Below are 17,623 nucleotides of genomic sequence, written 5' to 3'. Positions count from 1 at the left end.
CATACTGGAATGACGACAGCGCGTGTCTACTCACCACGTTCTACGGTCCACTCCTCACCCCGCCGACGGCGGGTCGTGAGTGGGCCCGACGGAGACGCGGACGCAGGAGGCCTCATTCACTGACTATGAGCACTGTAGACCAGCAACTCGAGGAGTTACAGAACCAGATCACGAACGAGATTCCCCCGGACATCTCGGTGACCGACGTGAAGTACGAGGGCCCCGAACTCGTCGTCTACACCCGAGACCCCAAGCAGTTCGCCCAAGACGGCGACCTCGTCCGACAGCTCGCGAGCAAGCTCCGGAAGCGAATCACCGTCCGCCCCGACCCCGCGGTGCTCTCCCGCCCGGACACCGCCCGCGAGAAGATTCTGAACGTCATCCCCGACGACGCCGGCGTCACCGACCTCGACTTCCACGAGGACACCGGCGAAGTCGTCATCGAGGCCGAGAAGCCCGGGATGGTCATCGGCCGCCACGGCTCCACGCTCCGCGAAATCACGGAAGCCGCGGGCTGGACGCCCGAAGTCGTGCGCACGCCGCCCATCGAGTCGTCGACCGTCTCGAACGTCCGGAACTTCCTCAAGTCCGAGCGCGACGAGCGCCGCGACATCCTCGAGAAGGTCGGCCGGCAGATTCACCGCGAGGAGATGAGCGACGACGAGTACGTCCGCATCACCACGCTGGGCTGCTGCCGCGAGGTCGGCCGCGCGAGCTTCATCCTCTCGACGCCCGAGACGCGCATCCTCGTCGACTGCGGCGACAAGCCCGGCAGCGAGGACGAGGTGCCGTACCTCCAAGTGCAGGAGGCGCTCGGCGCTGGCGCGAACTCCATCGACGCCGTCGTGCTCACGCACGCGCACCTCGACCACTCCGCGTTCATTCCCCTCCTCTTCAAGTACGGCTACGACGGCCCCATCTACACGACGGAGCCGACCCGTGACCTGATGGGCCTGCTGACGCTGGACTACCTCGACGTCGCCGCCAAGGAGGGTCGCACGCCGCCGTACGACTCCGAGATGGTCCGCGAGGCCATCAAGCACTGCATCCCGCTGGAGTACGGCGACGTCACGGACATCGCACCGGACGTGAAACTCACATTCCACAACGCCGGCCACATCCTCGGGAGCGCCGTCTCGCACTTCCACATCGGTGACGGCCTCTACAACGTCGCGTTCTCCGGCGACATCCACTACGACGACACGCGCCTGTTCAACGGCGCCGTCAACGACTTCCCGCGCGTGGAGACGCTCGTCCTCGAATCCACGTACGGCGGGCGCAACGACTACCAGACCGACCAAGAGGACTCCGAGGAGAAGCTCAAGCGCGTCATCAACGAGACCTACGAGCAGGGCGGGAAGGTCCTGATTCCGGCGTTCGCCGTCGGCCGCTCGCAGGAGATGATGCTCGTCCTCGAAGAGGCGATGCGGGAGGGCGACATCCCCGAGATGCCCATCCACCTCGACGGCATGATCTGGGAGGCGACCGCCATCCACACCACCTACCCCGAGTACCTCCGCGACGACCTCCGGGACCGCATTTTCCACGAGGACGAGAACCCGTTCCTCGCGCCGCAGTTCAACCACATCGACGGCGGCGAGGACGAACGACAGGAGGTCGCTGACGGCGACCAGTGCATCATCCTCTCGACGTCCGGTATGGTCACGGGCGGCCCCATCATGTCCTGGATTCAGCACATCGGCCCGGACCCGGACTCCACGATGACGTTCGTCGGCTACCAGGCGCAGGGGACGCTCGGCCGCCGCATCCAGTCCGGCTGGGACGAGATTCCGATGCCCGACTCGCGCGGCAGCGGCCGCACCGAACGCCTCGAACTCGAGATGGACACCGAAACGGTCGACGGCTTCTCCGGTCACGCTGACCGGCAGGGCCTCGAAGACTTCGTGCGCACGATGAACCCGCGCCCCGAGAAGGTGCTGTGCGTGCACGGCGACGAGTCCTCCACGCAGGACCTCTCCAGCGCGCTCTACCACGACTACAACATGCGGACGTTCGCACCGAAGAACCTCGAAACGTTCCGCTTCGTCTGACGCGGCTCGTCCCCACTGTCCCTGCTCTGTTTCGGGAGCCGACAGCACTATACTCCGCGTTCCGGTACGGTAGCGTGTGAGGGAGACACGAGCAGTCAGCGCGTTCGTCGTGGCGCTGGTGGTGTCGGCGGCGTTCGTCGGCCCCGCCGTCGCCGCGCAGACCGTTGCAGCGACGCAGACCGGGGAAGCCGTGGAGGGCGACGGCGGCTACCGGTTCGACGTCGGCGGTGCAGAGTCGAACATCACGTTCTGGCTCCACCTCGACATGTTCACGAACCTCGGCGCCGCCGGCGACTTCGGGTTCAGCGCGGTCGGTCACGCAATGGACACGCGGGTCATCGCCGTCGACGTTCAGATGCGGTTCGCGGGCGTCGGCGACCTCTCAGAGTTCCTCTCGAATCCGTTCTCGCGGTTCTCCGTGGTCGCGGAGTGGGAACTCGACCTCCCGTTCCTCTCGGCGGGGCCGTCGGCTGGTGACGACTTCAGCTACGAGGGCAACGAGACCATAAACGGGAGCAGCGCGTAGCGCCCGGCCGAACTTTCAAACCTTCACGGTTGTTACCACGCCGTATGGCAGGAGGTGACGGACTCGTCGCGAAGCTCCGGCAGCAAGCCGACGACGCACTGCGGGTCGTCGCCGAGTACGACCGGGACGGGTACGATATACGCTACGCCCGCGAGGACATCGGCGCGCGACTCGACGAGCAAGCAGAGGACATCCACCGGAACCTCGTGCTCGAAGGCATCAGTCGCACCCACCTCGAAGACCTCTTCGACGCGGGCGACCTCCGCTGCTCGATGCACCGCTTCGACGAGGTGACCGTGTTCCACTTCCCGGACGACGAGTACACGGGCCTATTCGTCAGCGTCGACTCGAACGTGGACATCCCGCTGGCGTCGTTCACGGACACCTGCTGGAAGAGCCTCTAGTCGGCGGCCTCCGCGGGGTCGACGACGTCCTCGGCGAGTTCGTCGACGCCCACGCGGTCGCAGAGGTCGTACAGCGGGCAGGCTTCGGGCCCGTCGAGGCACGCGGGCTTGCGCGCCGAACAGTACTCGCGGCCGAACTGAATCATCGCCGTGTGTCCGAACCCGCACTTCGATTCTGGAACGTCAGCCTCCAGCGCCTCGCGGACGGCCTCGTGGTCGGCGTCCGGGGCGGCGATGCCGAGGCGCCGCGTGATGCGGTGGACGTGCGTATCTACTGGAAAGACGCCGCCGCGGCCGCCCGCGAACAGCAGCACGCAGTCGGCTGTTTTCGGGCCGACGCCTTTCATGTCGAGTAGGGCGTCGCGCACCTCGTCGGGGTCATTGCTCGTGGTTTCACCGTCTTCTCGCGGGCTCCGCCCGCTCGAATGGTCCGAGGGACGCCGTCCCTCGCTACTCGCTCCGTCCGTGGAGCGTTGCTCCACGCGCCCCGTGCGTACGAACTCGTCGAAGGCGTCCTCGCCCCCGTACTCCTCGCGGACGCGGCCCGCGATGCGAATCAGGGTCTCGGACTTCTGGTTGTAGAGGCCAGCCGAGGAGATGGTCTCCGCGAGTTCGTCCCGGTGGGCGTCGGCGAGCGCCGCCGCAAGGTCGCCGTCGCCATCGTATCGGTCCATCAGCGCGTCGTGAGCGGGCTGGCTGGCGACGTCGCTGGTGTTCTGGCTGAGAATCGTGCGGACAAGACACTCGAAGGCGTCCCGGCCGCCGTACGTCTTCTGCCAGTACATGTCGCCGAGGCGGTCGACAACGGCTTCTGCACGGCTGGTGCCGTCGCCGGGTTCGAACTCGGTGAAGCGACCCCCGGCGTTCTCGCCACCCGAGATGTTCTTGGCGGGTTCGTCGTCCATGCTCGGTGGTGGGTCGCGGAGCGCAAAAAGCGCCGCGGCGACTCCCGTGCTGTGGGTTACTCGACGCGCAGCGTCGCCGTGAGGTCGGCGCCGTCGGCGAGCGCAGCGACGAGGTCGCGGTCGAGGTCGGCGGCGGCCTTGTCGGCGTCCACGAAGATGGTGCGGTCGTCGACGTACGTGCTCGTGCGCCCGACCATGCTGCGGTCGTTCGTGTATTCGAGGTCGGGGTGGCCGGAGCCGGTGACGGTGTCGCGGTGGTCGTCGGCTTCGAGGACGAGCGTGATGGTAGCGTCCTCGTCCTGGCAGGCAGCGACGAACTCTTGGTCGAAGTCCGCGGGAGAGCGGTCGGCTTCGATGCCGACGATGCAGTCGCCGGCGGGTGTGAGGTAGTCGTCGGTCGTCAGTTCCAGCGTGGACGCGTGTTCGGCGGCGACGTGTTCGTGGCCGGTCGCCCGCACGAGTTCTTCCATGCGCTGGGGTTGCGGGTAGCCGCACTTGTGTACGGCGCTCCGCGCCCGGTGTTTAAGTGACACACCCCGGTGACTGTGGGGGCCGTTACCACCCGAGGAACGGGGTCTGACAACTGCTTGCACGCGACGCGCCGTCGGAAATTTTAAGTGGCGTGGCGGAGTAGTACCCGTTACCAGAACGCTGCGTGCGTTCGTGTACAGCCCGAGAGAATGACAGGACGTTCTCCTTCCGACCGGGAAGTAATACGCTCCGAGCGACGGCTGTCGCGACCGCTCCAGCAGGACGGCATCGAGGTTTGAACAATGGCTGAGGAAGAACAAGATATCGACGTTTCGAGCGCAGAAGAACTCATTACAGACGAAGAGCTCCAGGAGAAGTCCAAGGGTCAGCTCATCAAGAACGCCGGCCAGTTCCGCGACCGGCGTAACGAGCTCAACCAGCTCGCCAGCTCCCGCGCCTCCGACCGCGACGAACTCAACGCGAAGACGCGAGAGAAGGTCGACGAGGCCCAAGAGCACCGAGAGCAGCGAGACGAGCTCAACGAGCGCGTCCAAGAGCACAAGGAGATCCGTAACGAGCTCAACGCCGACGCGAACGAGCTCTTCGACGAGGTCGAGCAGCGCAAAGAAGACCTCGAGCTCGACGAGGGCAAAGACCTCGAGGAGCTCAAAGAGGAGATCGAGCAGCTCGAGTTCAAGCAGCAGACCGAGGTCCTCTCGACCGAAGACGAGCGCGAGCTCATCGAGAAGATCGAGGACAAGCGCGAGGAGTACCAGGACCGCAAGGAGAAACTCGACGAATCCGGCGACCTCGAGGAGCTCGTCGACGAGGCCGAGGAAGTCCGCGCGGAAGCCTCCGAGCACCACGAGAAGGTGACGGAGCTCGCGGACAAGGCCCAAGAGCACCACAACGAGATGATCGAGGCCTACCGCGAGGCCGACGACATCCGTGACGAGGCCGACGAGATGCACGAGAAGTTCGTCGAGGCTCAGGAAGCCGCCGACGCCCACCACGAGGCGTTCGTGCGCGTCCAGAAGCGCCTCCGCGAACTCGACAAGCAGGAAGAAGAGGAGCGCGAGGACGAGCGCGCCGCCGAGCAGGCCGAAGCCCGCGAGGAGGCCGAGGAGATCTACGAGCGGTTCAAGGAGGGCGAGACCCTCGACACCGAGGACCTCCGCAAGCTCCAGAAGTCCGGCCACCTCTAACGACGTTCTACTGCGGATTTCTCCGTATTTCCCGGCGCACAGCGACAGCGCCGTCTCGCCGAACGCGGGGTTTTTATCACGACGGCGTGACGCTGTAGAGGATAGATGCGTACGCTGGTCGTCTGTGTGGACCGGACTGGGGACATCCCCCGTCAGACCGGGCTGCAGACGCCGGTCGCGGGCTGGGAGGCCGTGCAGTCGCTGGTCGTGGAGATGGGGGTCGCCGACCCCGAGGACTCCGCGGTGAACTGCCTGCTGGAGGCGCTGCGCGTCACCCGCGACCTCCGGGATGGCGACGACGACGCGGTCGTCGCGGCCATCTCCGGGAGCGGCGACAGCGTCTCCGCGGACCGCTCGGTCGCCGAACAACTGGACCACCTCATCGCGCGCTACGACCCCGATTCGGCGGTCGTCGTCATCGACAGCGCGGAGGACGAGCGCGTCGTCCCCATCGTGGAGAGCCGCCTCCAAGTGGACGCCGTCGACCGCGTCGTCGTCCGGCAGGCCCGCGACCTCGAATCCACGTACTACCTCCTCAAGCAGTTCCTCGCCGACGAGGAACTCCGACAGACGGTGCTGGTGCCGCTGGGCATCGTGTTGCTGGTGTTCCCGGCGCTGCTGATGGTCACCGGCAGCCTCGCGGTCGCCGTCGCGGCCATCACCGCCGTCATCGGCCTGTTCGTCCTCTACAAGGGATTGAGCATCGAGAACTACCTCGCAGAGGTGCCCGCGCAGGCGCGGGACGCGCTGTACTCCGGGCGCGTCTCCATCGTCACGTACGTCGTCGCGGGCGGCCTCGCGCTCGTCGGCGTGTTCGCGGGCGCGCTCGCTGTCTCCAATCTGCCCGCGGAGACGCCGCTGTTGTTGACCGCGATGGCGTTCACGTACTTCAGCGTCCCGTGGGTGACGCTGGGCGGACTGGCGGCCAGCGCCGGGCGACTGTTCGACGAGTTCATCCGCCGAGATGAGGTTCGCACATCGTTCCTCAATCTCCCGTTCGGCGTGCTCGCGGTCGGAATGGTCGTCCGCGGGTTCGCGGCGTACTTCATGGAGTTAGCGGGCGAACTCGACTCCGTATCCGTGCCGGCGACCGACGTCGGCGCGCTCTCCGTCGGCGGGTTCGTGCTCTCGCCGGAAGAGCGGCTGGCTGCGTTCGTCGTCGCGGGCGTGCTCGTCAGCGTCGTCGGCATCCGCGTGGCGACGCGATTCAGCGTCGGCGACGGCGTCGAGGACGGGGAGGAGTCCGTCGAGCCGTAGAGTGGGGTATTTCAACGCCGCGGTGCAAGCGGAGGTATGACTGACGGCCAGTGGGTGAGCCTGTTCTCCGGCGGGAAAGACTCCTCGTGGGCGCTCTACTGCGCCCTAGAGGAGGGCTTGGACGTTGCGCGGCTCGTCACAGTCCACCCGGAAGGCGACTCGTACATGTATCACGTGCCCGCGACGCGCCTCGCGAGCCTCGCCGCCGAGAGCATCGGCATCCCGCTCGTGGACGTCGAACCCGCGGACTTCGAGGCGACGGCCGAAAGCGAGTCCGGCGAACAGGGCGACGCCGAACTCGAACCGCTGGAGGCCGCCCTCCTCGACCTCGCGGCCGACCTCGACGGCGGGCTCGCGGGCGTCACCGCGGGCGCCGTCGAGAGCGAGTACCAGACCTCCCGCATCGAAGCGATGGCGGAGCGGCTCGGCTGCGAGGTGTTCGCGCCGCTGTGGCAGCGCGACCCCCGCGACCTCGCCGACGAGATGCTCGCCGCCGGCTTCGAGATTACGGTCGTCCAAGTCGCGGCGTACGGCCTCGACGAGTCGTGGCTCGGGCGCACGCTCGACCGCGAGGCGCTGGACGAACTCGAATCCCTCAACGACGAGTACGGCGTCCACGTCCTCGGGGAGGGCGGCGAGTTCGAGACGTTCGTCACGGACGGCCCGCACATGTCTCGCCCAATCGAGTTGGAGTACGAGGCGGTCTGGGAGGGTGACCGCGGCCACATCGAAATTACGGACGCGCAGCTGGGCGAGTAGTCAATCCGCCATCAGATTATTCTGCCGCGGCCGTGGATTCTCGGGCATGGGAACGTCGCAACCCCCCGACTCCGGGGGGACGGACGAACACGGTGAGTCGCCCGCCTCGGTCGCGCCGCCGACGGACGACACCGGCGAGACGACCGTCACCGAGGAGGGGACGGAACTCGAACGCTCCATCGGCCTGAAGGGCGGCGTCGCCATCGGCGTCGGGACGATGATCGGCGCGGGCATCTTCGTGTTCCCGGGGCTGGCAGCCGGCAACGCCGGGCCCGCGGCCGCGGGGTCGTTCGCCATCGGCGCGGTCATCGCGTTGCTCGTGGCGCTCCCGGCTTCGGAGTTGGCGACCGCGATGCCGAAGTCCGGCGGCGGCTACTACTTCATCTCGCGGGCGCTCGGCGCGCTCCCCGGTGCCGTCGTCGGCATCAGCATCTGGCTCGGGCTCGTGTTCGCGACCGCGTTCTACCTCGTCGGGTTCGGGAACTACGCCGCCGCGCTGCTGCTCGAAGCCGGCGTTCCCGTCGGAAACATTCCCGTGGTCGTGCCGCTGGCGCTGGTGTTCGGCGTGGCGCTCACGGCGCTGAACCTCTTCGGGACGGAGAACGCCGCGAAACTCCAGAACTACGTGGTCGGCCTGCTGTTGACGATTCTCGTCGTCTTCCTCGGCTACGGCGGCCTCGACGCCGTCGGCGTGTTCGGAGCTTCGAGCACGCCCGAGACGTTCATGCCGTTCGGCCCGATGCCGATGTTCACGACGGCAGCGCTCGTGTTCACCTCCTACCTGGGGTTCGCGCAGGTCGCCACCGTCGCCGGCGACATCAAGAACCCCGGCCGGAACCTCCCGCTGGCGATGGTCGGGTCGGTAATCATCGTCGGCATCCTCTACGTGTCGACGATTTTCGTGGCGACGAGCGCGTTCGGCAGCGGCCCGCTGTCGCGGTTCGGCGAGACCGCCATCGTCGAAGTCGCGCGGGCGTACTTCGGTGACGCGGGCGCACTCGCCATCCTCGTCGCCGGACTGCTCGCGACCGTCTCCAGCGCGAACGCCTCGATTCTGTCCACGTCGCGAGCGGTATTCGCGGTGAGTAAGGACGCCCTCGTCCCGCAGTACGCGAGCCGCCTCAATCTCAAGTACGGCACGCCCCACGTCGCGCTCGCGATGGCCGGTGGGCCAGTGCTCGTGCTCGTCGCGCTCGGTGAAGTCGAGGTGCTCGCGGAGGTCGCGTCGTTCCTCCACCTCGTGATGTACGGGCTGATGTGCGTCGCACTCATCTCGATGCGCCGCGACGAACCCGAGTGGTACGACCCCGACTTCCGCGTGCCCGCCTACTGGCTGGTCGCGGGCGTCGGCGCGGTCGCGAGCTTCGGTCTCATCGGGTTCATGCAGCGCGCCTCCCAGGTAATCGGACTCGCCATCATGGCCGCGGCCGCCGGGTGGTACAAGTACTACGCGAGCGACGTGCAACTCAAGGGGGTCCTCTAATGGTAACCGACGAATCCGCGACCGACGGCGAATCGCTTTCCGTCCGCGAGCCGTCGCGCGTGCTCGTGCCCGTGGAAGTGCTGGAGGGCGAGTCCATCTCGGCGTCGCTGGCGGAATTCCTCGCGCCCGCCGAAGTGGTCGTGTTGGGCTACCACGTCCTCCCCGAGCAGACGCCGACCGAGCAGGCGAGCATGCAGTTCGAGGACCGCGCGCAGGAAGCCGTCGAGGACATCGCGGAGACGTTCCGCGAGGCCGGCCGCGAGGTCGAGACCCGGGTCGCGTTCACGCACGACCGCGACCAGACCGTCGAGCGCGTCGCCACGGAGGTCGACGCGACCGCCGTCCTCCTACCGAACCCCATCGGCGAGATACACGATGTCGTCGTGCCGATTCGAGGCGAGATCGACGCCGACCGGCTCGCAGACCTCGTCGCCACGCTGTTCGCGGGTAGCGAGGGCTCGGTTACGCTCTGGGGCATCGAACGGACCGGCAGCGGCTTCGACGCCGACGACGGCATCGCGTACGTCCGCGAGACGCTCACCGACCGCGGCGTCCCCGCCGACCAGATCACCACCACGACCAGCGCCTCGGAGTACCCCGTCCGCAGCATCGTCGACCGCTCCGACGAGTTCGACGTCATCGTCATGGGCGAAGGCAGCGAGTCGCCGTTCGCGGTGCTGTTCGGCGACGAAACCGAGCGCGTCGCGGAGGGCGCGGTCGCGCCCGTACTCGTCGTGCGCGACCGCGAACTCGAGGAATAGCGGCGATTCGTCGTTCGTCTCAGCTACGCCTCGTCGAACGTCGCTGAGCGAAGCTCAGCGTGCTCGATGAAGCTCATGCTTCGTCGAACGTAGTGAGACGGTCGCTCACTTCGTTCACGCTGCGACTCACTCGCTCGACCCCGCTAGGCGGGGTCGAACGCCGACAGACTCGCTGCGCCCGTCTGTCGAGCACGACGAGGCTTACGCCTCGTCGAACAAGGTCTCGCCGTCGACCATGTGTTCCTCGACGGCGTCCATGTCGAGCGTGAGGCCGAGACCGGGCTCCTCGGGGACGGTGATGGAGCCGTTCTCGATGACGTCCTCCTCGACGAGGTCGCTCCACCAGTCGAGTTCGTAGGAGTGGTACTCGACGGCGAGGCTGTTCGGGATGGCGGCGCCGACGTGCGCGCTCGCCATCGTCGCAATCGGGGAGGAGACGTTGTGCATCGCCACCGGCACGTAGTACTGGTTGGCGACGTCCGCAATCTTCTGGGTCTCTCGCATCCCGCCGACCTTCGGGAGGTCGGGCGCGACGATGTCGACGGCCTGATTCTCGATGAGGCGGCGTTCCTCGGTGACGCGGTAGCGGTTCTCGCCGACCGCGATGGGCGTCGTCGTGGACTTCGTGACCTCTTCCTGCACGTCGAGGTTCTCCGGGGGAACGGGGTCTTCGAGCCACCACACGTCGTACTCCTCGAGTTCGCTTGCGAGGCGCTTGGCGGAGCCGCCGGAGAACGTCCAGTGGCAGTCGAAGGCGACGTCCGCGCGGTCTTTCACGCGCTCGGTGACTCGCTCGACGATTTCGGCCTTGTGGCGAATCTCGCCCGGGCGGAGGTGGCGGTTCGCGCGGTCCTTCTCGTGGCCGGAGGGCACGTCGAGGTCGAACTTGAGGGCGTCGTAGCCGAGTTCCTCGACGACGCGCTCGGCCTCGTCCGCGCACGCCTCGGGGTCGGCTTCCGCTTCCGTGTGGCAGTCACAGTACACGCGCACGTCGTCGCGGTACTTCCCGCCGAGCAGCTGGTAGGCGGGCACGTCCAGCACTTTCCCGGCGAGGTCGTGGAGCGCGATTTCGATGCCGGAGATCGCGGTGACGGTGACGCCCTCGACGGAGCCCTCGCCGCTCATCTTCTGGACGAGGTGCTCGAAGAGCCGGTCGATGTCGAGGGGGTTCTCGCCGATGACGAACGGCTTCATCCGCTCGACGAGTTCGGGGACGCCGGCGCCCCAGTAGGCTTCGCCGGTGCCGACGACGCCCGCGTCCGTGTAGACGCGGACGAGCGTCCACGGGAAGTTCCCGTCGACCATCGTCGTCTGCACGTCGGTGATTTCGAGGTCTCGGGGCGCGGGTCGCTGGCGGTCGGCGCCCATCGTCTCCGCGGAGAGCTCGCGCATCGTGTACTCCGCGTTCGGGTCGTGAAGGTCGCTGTAATCTATTCCCATATTCGGACGTTCACTCGTTTGGGTGTAAATCTATGGTTTCGAGGAAGCCGAGTTCCTCAAGCCGGGCTTCGAGGCGGTCGCGCTGGTCGTCGTCCATCGCGCGCAGCGGCGAGCGCAGCGGGCCGGCGTCGAAACCGCGCAACTGGAGTGCGGTCTTGACGCCCGCCATGTACGGGCCCTGCTTGAGCGCGGTGCGGACGTCGTAGACGGTGCTCTGGAGGTTGCGTGCGTGGCCGATGTCGCCGCCGTCGTAGGCCTCGTAGAGGTCCACGACGAGTTCCGGAAACGCGTTCGCGACCGCCGACACCATCCCCGTGCAACCGAGGTCGAGCCCCGGGACGAGCAGCGAGTCCGACCCCGAGAGGAACGTCAGTTCGGGGTGGGCGTCGATGGCCTGTCCGAGCCACGGAACGTCCTTCGAGGAGTCCTTGACGCCCGCGAGGTTGTCGATAGCCGAGAGGTCGTCGAGCACGTCGAGGGACAGCGAGTTCCCGGTTTTCGAGGGGATGTGGTAGATGTACACCGGGATGTCGATGGCGGCGGCGACGCGCTCGTAGTGCGCGACCGCGGCCTCGTCGTCCAGCGGGTAGTAGTACGGCGTGACGACGACGACGCCGTCGGCGCCGACTTCGTCGGCGTGTTCGGCGTGCGCAACCGTCTGCCGAGTGCTGGGCGCGCCGACACCGGCGATGACCGGGACGTCGCCACCGACTTCGTCGACGACGGCTTCGACGACGCGCTGGCGCTCGCCGCCCGTCAACAGGGGGAACTCGCCGTTCGTCCCGAGCGGGAAGACGCCGTCGACGCCGCGGTCGACGACGAAACGGGCGTGGTCGGCGGTGCGTTCGACGTCGACCGTCTCGTCGTCGTGGAACGCAGTCACAATCGGTGGAACGACCCCGTGGACGTCGAGCGGGTCGTCCGCGCCGGGGGCTGGTGCGTAGTCTGGCACGTGCGGCGGGTCGCCCGCCGCGAGCATAAGCGCCGTGGTTCCCGCGACGACTTTTCCACACGTGAGTAAACTTTTTGTCGGACGGGTCGTTACGAGCGAGCATGGACGTCGAAGTGAAGCTCACCGGGACGGTCGCTGCTCGCACGGGCACCCACAGCGCCCGCGTCGGCGTCGACGACGACGCCACCGTGGCCGACGTCGTCGACGCACTCGCCGACGACCTCGGGCCGCACGTCCGCGCGGGCGTCCTCGAGGGGTCGCGCCTCCGCACGGACACGGTCGTCGTCCGAGACGCCACAGAGAACGAGCACCTCACCGCCGGCAGCCGCCTCCGCGAGGGCGACACCGTCCGCTTCAGCCTCGCCAGCTAACTACTGTTCTGCGAGCCGATTCAGCGCCCACGCCGTCCGCAGCACTTCCTCGGCCGCGCCCTCGTCGAAGACGAGGTCGTCGGTGTCCCAGACGTGTTCGAGGACGCGCTTGGACGCGTGGTCGGGCGCCGCCGCGATGCCCGCGTCCTCCTCGGCGACCCACTCCATCACGCGCAGGTCGCTCTTGCTGTCGCCCATCACGAGCGCGAACGGGTCGTCGGCGCCGAGCACGTCGAAGGCCGCCTGCACGCCGACGACCTTGTTCAGTTCCCTGGACGCGATTTCCGCGGCGTCGGCCTCGTAGTACGCCACGTCGATTCGTTCGAGCACCGCGCGCACGTCCTCGGGGACAGTGACGTTCTCGGGGCGCTGGTCGGCGTCCGCGAGCACGCCCTCGATTTCGGGGTCTCGCTCGGCGTAGAACGCGCGCACGTGCTCGACGGTCGCGTCCGCCACGCACTCGGCCAGCAGTTCGAGTTCGTACCGGAGCGCGTCGTCGATGAGGTCGCGGGCGCGCTCGCTGCCCGTCTCGAAGTTCGGTTTGAGCGTGACGTTGAACTCGTTGCCTTGGAGGTGACAGCCCTGTCGGATTCCCTCCGGCGCCGCCGAGAGGACGCTCGCGCGCACGTCGTCGAAGACGCCGCGTACGTCGTCGTCGAGTCCCTCGTAGAGGAGTTGCTTCGTGTCCGGGCCGTGGCCGGGCGTGAACACGCCGGTGCCGGCCTCGTAGACGATGGAGACGTTCCCGGAGTGGACGAGTTCGTTGCCCAGCCCCTGAATCAGGAACCCCTTGACGTTCTCCAAAGTCTGCCCCGTGCAGATGACTATAGGAACCCCCTGCTCGTGGAACTCCGTGAGCAAGTGGAGGGTCTCGCGGGGAATCTCGTTGTCAGTGTGGCCCGCCGAGCGCAGCGTCTCGTCGACGTCGAGGACGAGGACGTTGACGCCGCGCTCGTACTTGGCGTGGAGGTCCAGCGCCGCGAACGCCTGCTCGCGGGACGCTCGCGACGCGAGCGCGGCGTACGTGTCGTCGAAGGCCGTCCGGACGTCGTCCTTGCGGTCAGAGAGTTCGTCGCTGGCGGACTCCCAGTATTCGAGGGCGACGCGGGAGTCGACGGGCGGGAACAGGTCCACGAGGTCCTGGTAGGCGCGTATCGTCTCCGCGTCGAACTCGTCGTAGAGTGCGTACAGTCGGTCGTACCGTTCCATACCGGTTCGACGGGCGGCACCAATTTAGGTGTGGGTGGGAGACGGCGGCGCCGCCACGCCGATGGCGCACTTACTCGATGTATAATAAATATTTAGTCGGTGTGGGTGTGAGAGCGAGGCATGGACGCAATCGCCGTCACCCGCGACGACCGGACGCCGCGCGTCGTCGACCTGCCGCGACCCGACCCAGACCCCGGCGAAGCGCTCGTGCGCACGCTCCGCGTCGGCGTCGACGGCACCGACCACGAAGTCATCGCGGGTAGCCACGGCGGCTTCCCCGAGGGCGACGACCACCTCGTGCTCGGTCACGAGGCCGTCGGCGTCGTCGAGGACCCGAACGGCACCGACCTCGACGCCGGCGATGTCGTCGTGCCGACGGTCCGCCGCCGGCCGAACGGCACCAACGACTACTTCGAGCGCGGCGAGCCCGACATGGCGCCCGGCGGCCAGTACCACGAGCGCGGCATCGAGGGCGCGCACGGCTTCATGGCCGAGTACTTCACCAGCCCCGCCGAGTTCCTCGTGGAGATTCCCGACACGCTCGCCGAGCGCGGCTTCCTCGTCGAACCCGTCAGCATCTCCGAGAAGGGCTTCGAGCACGCGTTCGCCGCGCGCTCGGCGTTCGACTGGCGGCCCGAGAGCGCGCTCGTGCTCGGGAACGGCTCGCTGGGCCTGCTCACGCTCGCGATGCTGGACGCCGACGAGCGCTTCGAGCGCACGTACTGCCTCGGGCGCCGCGACCGCCCCGACCCAACAATCGACATCGTCGAATCACTGGGCGCCACCTACGTCGACTCCCGGGAGACCCCGGTGCCCGACATTCCGGCCGCCCACGAACCGATGGACTTCGTCTACGAAGCCACCGGCTACCCGAAACACGCCTTCGAGACGGTCGACGCGCTCGCGCCCAACGGCGTCGGCGCGCTGCTCGGTGTCCCCGAGGACTGGGACTTCGAAGTCGCGGGCGGCCGCCTCCACCGCGAGTTCGTCCTCCAGAACAAGGCCCTCGTCGGCAGCGTCAACTCCGGCGTCCGGCACTTCGAAGCCGCCGTCGACACCCTCCAAGCGCTCCCCGAGTGGTTCTTCGACGACCTCGTCACCGGCGTCTACGACCTCGACGAGTTCGACCGAGCGTTCGTCGACGACGAAACGACCATCAAGACGGCGGTTCAATTCGACAGTAGATGAAGAACGTCGACGACCTCATCGACAGCGCGTCGGAGCTCGCAGCCCGCGGGCTGTCGCGTGGCGAAATCGCGGACGAACTGAACGTCTCCCGGGAGACCGCGAGCTGGCTCGTCGAGCGCGCCGGCACGTCGGCTCCCGTCGACGAAGCACCAGTGAGCGGCCCACAGGACGTTCACGTGGACTGGAGCAATATCGGTGAAGCCGGCGCGCGCCTCAACGCCATCGGGATGGCGCTGGCGGACGCGCTCCGCGAGCACAGCCACGACGTCGACCTCATCGTCGGCGTCGAGAAGGCCGGCGTGCCGCTCGCCACCGCCGTCTCGAACGAACTGAAGACCGACCTCGCGACGTACACCCCCGCAAACACCAGTGGGACGAAGGCGACATCGACGAACTCGGCGGGAGCTTCAGCCGGAACTTCGCGAGCGTCGAAGACCGCGAGTGCTTCGTGGTCGACGACACCATCACCTCCGGCACCACCATCACCGAGACTGTCGAAGCCATCCGCGAAGCCGACGGAAAACCCGTCGCCTGCGGCGTCCTCGTCGACAAACAAGGCATCAGCGACGTCGGCGACGTCCCCCTCGAATCCCTGTTCCAAGTCATCCGCGTCGGCAACGACGACTGACGACGCTCGCTTCGCGGGCTTCGTTCAGTCACGCGGCTCGCGGGTCGTTCCTCCCCGCTCGCTCTAACGTGGCCTCGCGTTGCTCGGCCACGCTACCCAAGGCCTTTCTCTGTCCTCGCCGTAGGACGAGTATGGCTTTCGACCCGATGGACTCCGCGATGGAGCAGGAGGCGGTCGACGAAATCGTCGCCGAGGCGATCGAGAACAACGACGTGGTGCTGTTCATGAAGGGGGACGCGCGGATGCCCCAGTGCGGGTTCTCGAAGCGCGCAATCAACCTCATCTCGCAGTACCGACCGGACGTGCACACGGTGGACGCGCTCCAGAGCCTCGACGAGTTCCGCGTCGCGCTCGAAGAGCGCAGCGGCTGGGAGACCATCCCGCAGACGTTCGTGAACGGCGAGTTCGTGGGCGGCAGCGACATCCTCGCCGAACTGGAGGAGCGCGGCGAGCTCGCGGACGAACTGAACGCCGACGAGGCCGACGTAGAGGAGGACGCCGCGGCGACGAGCCCCGACGACGGCGTCGAGTCCCCGTTCTGAGCCGCGCCTGAGCACTCGTTTTCTTCGACGCTCGCCGCGTAGCGACGGCTATGTCACTCGACGGGGACGCCGCGGGTCGCGGTGGCTTTGAAGGAGACGACGACGTCGCGGCCGGGTTCGAGGTCGAGTCGCGAGCGGCTGTCCTCGGTGACGAGCGCGAGCACCGGGTCGTCCGCGCCGACGTCGACGGCGACGCGGGCGACGCGCTCGCCGGTCTCGACGCTGGTGACGGTGCCCGAGAAGCGGTTCCGCGCGCTCGTGTGCTCGGGCGTCGGCGTGTCCGCGGGGTCGGTGAGCGTGACGGCGTCCGCGCGTAGCGTGAGGTAGACGTCGCCGTCGCCCTCGGGGACGAGCGCGCGCACGCACCCCGCGTCCGTCTCGACGGTCGCGAGTTCGCCGTCGCGCTCGACGACCGTCCCCGAGAGCACCGTCTCCGCGACCTCGGTGACGCCCTCGAAGCTCGTCTGCACGCGCTCGAACGTCGCCAGTAGTTCGGTCGCCGTGTCCGTGAGTTCGCTGCCGCCGCCGCCGGAGCCGCCGCGCTGGCGCTCCACGAGCGACCCGAACGCGTCCTCCAGTTCGACGACGCGGCGCTGGGCGTGTGCGTACGAGCGCCCCAGCGATTCGGCCGCGCTACTGAGCGAGCCCTCGTCGTCGATTGCGCGCAGCAACGCGACGTCACGGGTGTCGAGAGTCACCCCGTCGCTGCCGACGTACGCGTCGAACTCGGGGTGGGTGTCCATGCGTCGCTGTAGCGCGAGCGCGCGCAAAAGGATTTGGTCGGCGGCTCAGTAGATGAGTTCGTCGTCCTTCTCGACCATGTAGAGCGTGCGCGCGGCGACGTTGACGGCGTGGTCGCCGACGCGCTCTAAGTCCCGCACCGTCAGCAACATCCGGGAGACGTCCTGCATCAGCGCCTCGACGTCCTCGTCGCTGGATTCGACGTCGATTTCGGTCTCGATGAGGTCGCGCATCACCGTCTCGGAGGCTTGCCGGCAGCGCTCGTCGAGGTCGTCGTCGCGCTCGGCGATAGCGTAGCAGGCGTCGATGTCCGCGTCGGCGTACGCGTCCATCGCGTCCTCTATCATTTCGATGGTTGTCGTGCCGATGGCCTGAATGTCGACCTCGGGGAACATGTCCCGGTCCGCGTCGAGGGTGTACTCCGCGAGGTTCGTCGCGAGATCACCGACGCGTTCGAGGTCGGTCGTAATCTTGAACGACGACGCGATGAGTCGGAGGTCGCCGGCGACCGGCTGCTGGAGCGCGAGCAAGTCGATGCACTCCTCTTCGAGGTCGAGATACAGTTGGTTGACCTCGTCGTCGCCCTCGATGACGTCCATCGCGGCCTGTTCGTCTTTCTGTTCCATCGCTTCCAGCGCCAACCGCAGGCGGTCGACGACCACTTCGCTCATGTAGAGGACGTCGTTGCGGAGCGCGTCGAGTTTCTCTTGGTAGCTCTCTCGTGGCATGG

At 67.4% G+C, this 17,623-nt stretch carries 18 protein-coding genes and 1 pseudogene; 12 read left to right on the top strand and 7 right to left on the bottom strand.

Annotated elements, in window-relative coordinates; translation table 11 throughout:
* Positions 1–125 precede the first annotated feature (125 nt).
* From AVZ66_RS02365 to AVZ66_RS02355, 3 genes are all read left to right on the top strand, one after another.
* Positions 126–2,051, top strand: a complete 1,926-nt coding sequence (locus tag AVZ66_RS02365) for a beta-CASP ribonuclease aCPSF1 (protein ID WP_058981457.1) — start codon at positions 126–128, stop codon at positions 2,049–2,051.
* A 76-nt stretch (positions 2,052–2,127) separates the two neighbouring features.
* Positions 2,128–2,577, top strand: a complete 450-nt coding sequence (locus AVZ66_RS02360; protein ID WP_058981455.1) for a hypothetical protein — start codon at positions 2,128–2,130, stop codon at positions 2,575–2,577.
* Between the two features lie 44 nt (positions 2,578–2,621).
* Positions 2,622–2,981, top strand: a complete 360-nt coding sequence (locus AVZ66_RS02355; protein ID WP_058981453.1) for a hypothetical protein — start codon at positions 2,622–2,624, stop codon at positions 2,979–2,981.
* Here AVZ66_RS02355 and nth read toward each other — a convergent pair.
* The gene (nth, locus tag AVZ66_RS02350) at positions 2,978–3,886 is read right to left on the bottom strand and encodes an endonuclease III (RefSeq protein ID WP_058981450.1); all 909 of its coding nucleotides are present in this window, start codon (positions 3,884–3,886) and stop codon (positions 2,978–2,980) included. The genes AVZ66_RS02355 and nth overlap by 4 nt on opposite strands.
* Before the next feature lie 56 nt (positions 3,887–3,942).
* Complete coding sequence (locus AVZ66_RS02345) at positions 3,943–4,356, bottom strand: DUF371 domain-containing protein (protein ID WP_058981448.1); 414 nt, start codon at positions 4,354–4,356, stop codon at positions 3,943–3,945.
* A 303-nt stretch (positions 4,357–4,659) separates the two neighbouring features.
* Here AVZ66_RS02345 and AVZ66_RS02340 point away from each other — a divergent pair, with 303 nt between their 5' ends.
* The 5 genes from AVZ66_RS02340 to AVZ66_RS02320 all read left to right on the top strand — a co-directional run bounded on the left by AVZ66_RS02340 (position 4,660) and on the right by AVZ66_RS02320 (position 9,822).
* Positions 4,660–5,562 carry a coiled-coil protein gene (locus AVZ66_RS02340; protein ID WP_058981447.1) on the top strand — a complete coding sequence of 301 codons (903 nt, stop codon included), beginning with the start codon at positions 4,660–4,662 and terminating at the stop codon, positions 5,560–5,562.
* A 105-nt stretch (positions 5,563–5,667) separates the two neighbouring features.
* The gene (locus AVZ66_RS02335) at positions 5,668–6,819 is read left to right on the top strand and encodes a DUF373 family protein (protein ID WP_058981445.1); all 1,152 of its coding nucleotides are present in this window, start codon (positions 5,668–5,670) and stop codon (positions 6,817–6,819) included.
* Positions 6,820–6,855: 36 nt separating this feature from the next.
* Positions 6,856–7,578 (top strand): diphthine--ammonia ligase, encoded by a 723-nt coding sequence (locus tag AVZ66_RS02330; protein ID WP_058981442.1) that lies wholly within the window; start codon positions 6,856–6,858, stop codon positions 7,576–7,578.
* Between the two features lie 46 nt (positions 7,579–7,624).
* Positions 7,625–9,061: an APC family permease gene (locus AVZ66_RS02325; RefSeq protein WP_058981440.1), complete on the top strand. Its 1,437-nt coding sequence runs from the start codon at positions 7,625–7,627 to the stop codon at positions 9,059–9,061.
* Positions 9,061–9,822, top strand: a complete 762-nt coding sequence (locus tag AVZ66_RS02320; protein WP_058981439.1) for a universal stress protein — start codon at positions 9,061–9,063, stop codon at positions 9,820–9,822. Before AVZ66_RS02325 ends, AVZ66_RS02320 begins: the two co-directional genes overlap by 1 nt.
* Positions 9,823–10,023: 201 nt before the next feature.
* Here the strand turns inward: AVZ66_RS02320 and AVZ66_RS02315 are convergent, their stop codons facing one another.
* Both AVZ66_RS02315 and AVZ66_RS02310 read right to left on the bottom strand, forming a co-directional pair.
* The gene (locus tag AVZ66_RS02315) at positions 10,024–11,262 is read right to left on the bottom strand and encodes a mandelate racemase/muconate lactonizing enzyme family protein (protein WP_058981437.1); all 1,239 of its coding nucleotides are present in this window, start codon (positions 11,260–11,262) and stop codon (positions 10,024–10,026) included.
* Between the two features lie 10 nt (positions 11,263–11,272).
* The gene (locus AVZ66_RS02310) at positions 11,273–12,214 is read right to left on the bottom strand and encodes a dihydrodipicolinate synthase family protein (protein ID WP_231727065.1); all 942 of its coding nucleotides are present in this window, start codon (positions 12,212–12,214) and stop codon (positions 11,273–11,275) included.
* 101 nt (positions 12,215–12,315) lie between these two features.
* Between AVZ66_RS02310 and AVZ66_RS02305 the strand changes: the two genes are divergently transcribed.
* Complete coding sequence (locus AVZ66_RS02305; protein ID WP_058981433.1) at positions 12,316–12,585, top strand: MoaD/ThiS family protein; 270 nt, start codon at positions 12,316–12,318, stop codon at positions 12,583–12,585.
* On the opposite strand, the gene AVZ66_RS02300 is transcribed toward AVZ66_RS02305, so the two are convergent.
* Positions 12,586–13,794, bottom strand: coding sequence for an HAD hydrolase family protein (locus AVZ66_RS02300; RefSeq protein WP_058981431.1), 1,209 nt, complete (start codon positions 13,792–13,794; stop codon positions 12,586–12,588).
* A gap of 120 nt (positions 13,795–13,914) precedes the next feature.
* Here AVZ66_RS02300 and AVZ66_RS02295 point away from each other — a divergent pair, with 120 nt between their 5' ends.
* The 3 genes and pseudogenes from AVZ66_RS02295 to AVZ66_RS02285 all read left to right on the top strand — a co-directional run bounded on the left by AVZ66_RS02295 (position 13,915) and on the right by AVZ66_RS02285 (position 16,152).
* The gene (locus AVZ66_RS02295) at positions 13,915–14,982 is read left to right on the top strand and encodes a glucose 1-dehydrogenase (RefSeq protein ID WP_058981429.1); all 1,068 of its coding nucleotides are present in this window, start codon (positions 13,915–13,917) and stop codon (positions 14,980–14,982) included.
* Positions 14,979–15,610 (top strand): annotated as a pseudogene (gene gfcR, locus AVZ66_RS02290) (transcriptional regulator GfcR). The gene AVZ66_RS02295 and the pseudogene gfcR overlap by 4 nt, the downstream one beginning before the upstream one ends.
* Before the next feature lie 131 nt (positions 15,611–15,741).
* Positions 15,742–16,152 carry a glutaredoxin gene (locus AVZ66_RS02285; protein ID WP_058981427.1) on the top strand — a complete coding sequence of 137 codons (411 nt, stop codon included), beginning with the start codon at positions 15,742–15,744 and terminating at the stop codon, positions 16,150–16,152.
* Between the two features lie 53 nt (positions 16,153–16,205).
* On the opposite strand, the gene AVZ66_RS02280 is transcribed toward AVZ66_RS02285, so the two are convergent.
* Positions 16,206–16,895 (bottom strand): TOBE domain-containing protein, encoded by a 690-nt coding sequence (locus AVZ66_RS02280; protein WP_058981425.1) that lies wholly within the window; start codon positions 16,893–16,895, stop codon positions 16,206–16,208.
* A 45-nt stretch (positions 16,896–16,940) separates the two neighbouring features.
* The gene (phoU, locus tag AVZ66_RS02275; RefSeq protein ID WP_058981423.1) at positions 16,941–17,621 is read right to left on the bottom strand and encodes a phosphate signaling complex protein PhoU; all 681 of its coding nucleotides are present in this window, start codon (positions 17,619–17,621) and stop codon (positions 16,941–16,943) included.
* Between the last annotated feature and the right edge of the window lie 2 nt (positions 17,622–17,623).

The sequence above is a fragment of the Halobacterium sp. CBA1132 genome, from assembly GCF_001485535.1.
Lineage (GTDB): Archaea > Halobacteriota > Halobacteria > Halobacteriales > Halobacteriaceae > Halobacterium.
This window is presented reverse-complemented; position numbering and strand designations above follow the sequence as displayed.

Excerpts from the sequence above, each read along its gene's own strand:
- AVZ66_RS02365 (WP_058981457.1), top strand. The coding sequence starts at position 126 with ATGAGCACTGTAGACCAGCAACTCGAGGAGTTACAGAACCAGATCACG.
- AVZ66_RS02355 (WP_058981453.1), top strand. The coding sequence starts at position 2,622 with ATGGCAGGAGGTGACGGACTCGTCGCGAAGCTCCGGCAGCAAGCCGAC.
- nth (WP_058981450.1), bottom strand. The coding sequence starts at position 3,886 with ATGGACGACGAACCCGCCAAGAACATCTCGGGTGGCGAGAACGCCGGG.
- AVZ66_RS02345 (WP_058981448.1), bottom strand. The coding sequence starts at position 4,356 with ATGGAAGAACTCGTGCGGGCGACCGGCCACGAACACGTCGCCGCCGAA.
- AVZ66_RS02340 (WP_058981447.1), top strand. The coding sequence starts at position 4,660 with ATGGCTGAGGAAGAACAAGATATCGACGTTTCGAGCGCAGAAGAACTC.
- AVZ66_RS02335 (WP_058981445.1), top strand. The coding sequence starts at position 5,668 with ATGCGTACGCTGGTCGTCTGTGTGGACCGGACTGGGGACATCCCCCGT.
- AVZ66_RS02330 (WP_058981442.1), top strand. The coding sequence starts at position 6,856 with ATGACTGACGGCCAGTGGGTGAGCCTGTTCTCCGGCGGGAAAGACTCC.
- AVZ66_RS02325 (WP_058981440.1), top strand. The coding sequence starts at position 7,625 with ATGGGAACGTCGCAACCCCCCGACTCCGGGGGGACGGACGAACACGGT.
- AVZ66_RS02320 (WP_058981439.1), top strand. The coding sequence starts at position 9,061 with ATGGTAACCGACGAATCCGCGACCGACGGCGAATCGCTTTCCGTCCGC.
- AVZ66_RS02315 (WP_058981437.1), bottom strand. The coding sequence starts at position 11,262 with ATGGGAATAGATTACAGCGACCTTCACGACCCGAACGCGGAGTACACG.
- AVZ66_RS02305 (WP_058981433.1), top strand. The coding sequence starts at position 12,316 with ATGGACGTCGAAGTGAAGCTCACCGGGACGGTCGCTGCTCGCACGGGC.
- AVZ66_RS02300 (WP_058981431.1), bottom strand. The coding sequence starts at position 13,794 with ATGGAACGGTACGACCGACTGTACGCACTCTACGACGAGTTCGACGCG.
- AVZ66_RS02295 (WP_058981429.1), top strand. The coding sequence starts at position 13,915 with ATGGACGCAATCGCCGTCACCCGCGACGACCGGACGCCGCGCGTCGTC.
- AVZ66_RS02285 (WP_058981427.1), top strand. The coding sequence starts at position 15,742 with ATGGCTTTCGACCCGATGGACTCCGCGATGGAGCAGGAGGCGGTCGAC.
- AVZ66_RS02280 (WP_058981425.1), bottom strand. The coding sequence starts at position 16,895 with ATGGACACCCACCCCGAGTTCGACGCGTACGTCGGCAGCGACGGGGTG.
- phoU (WP_058981423.1), bottom strand. The coding sequence starts at position 17,621 with ATGCCACGAGAGAGCTACCAAGAGAAACTCGACGCGCTCCGCAACGAC.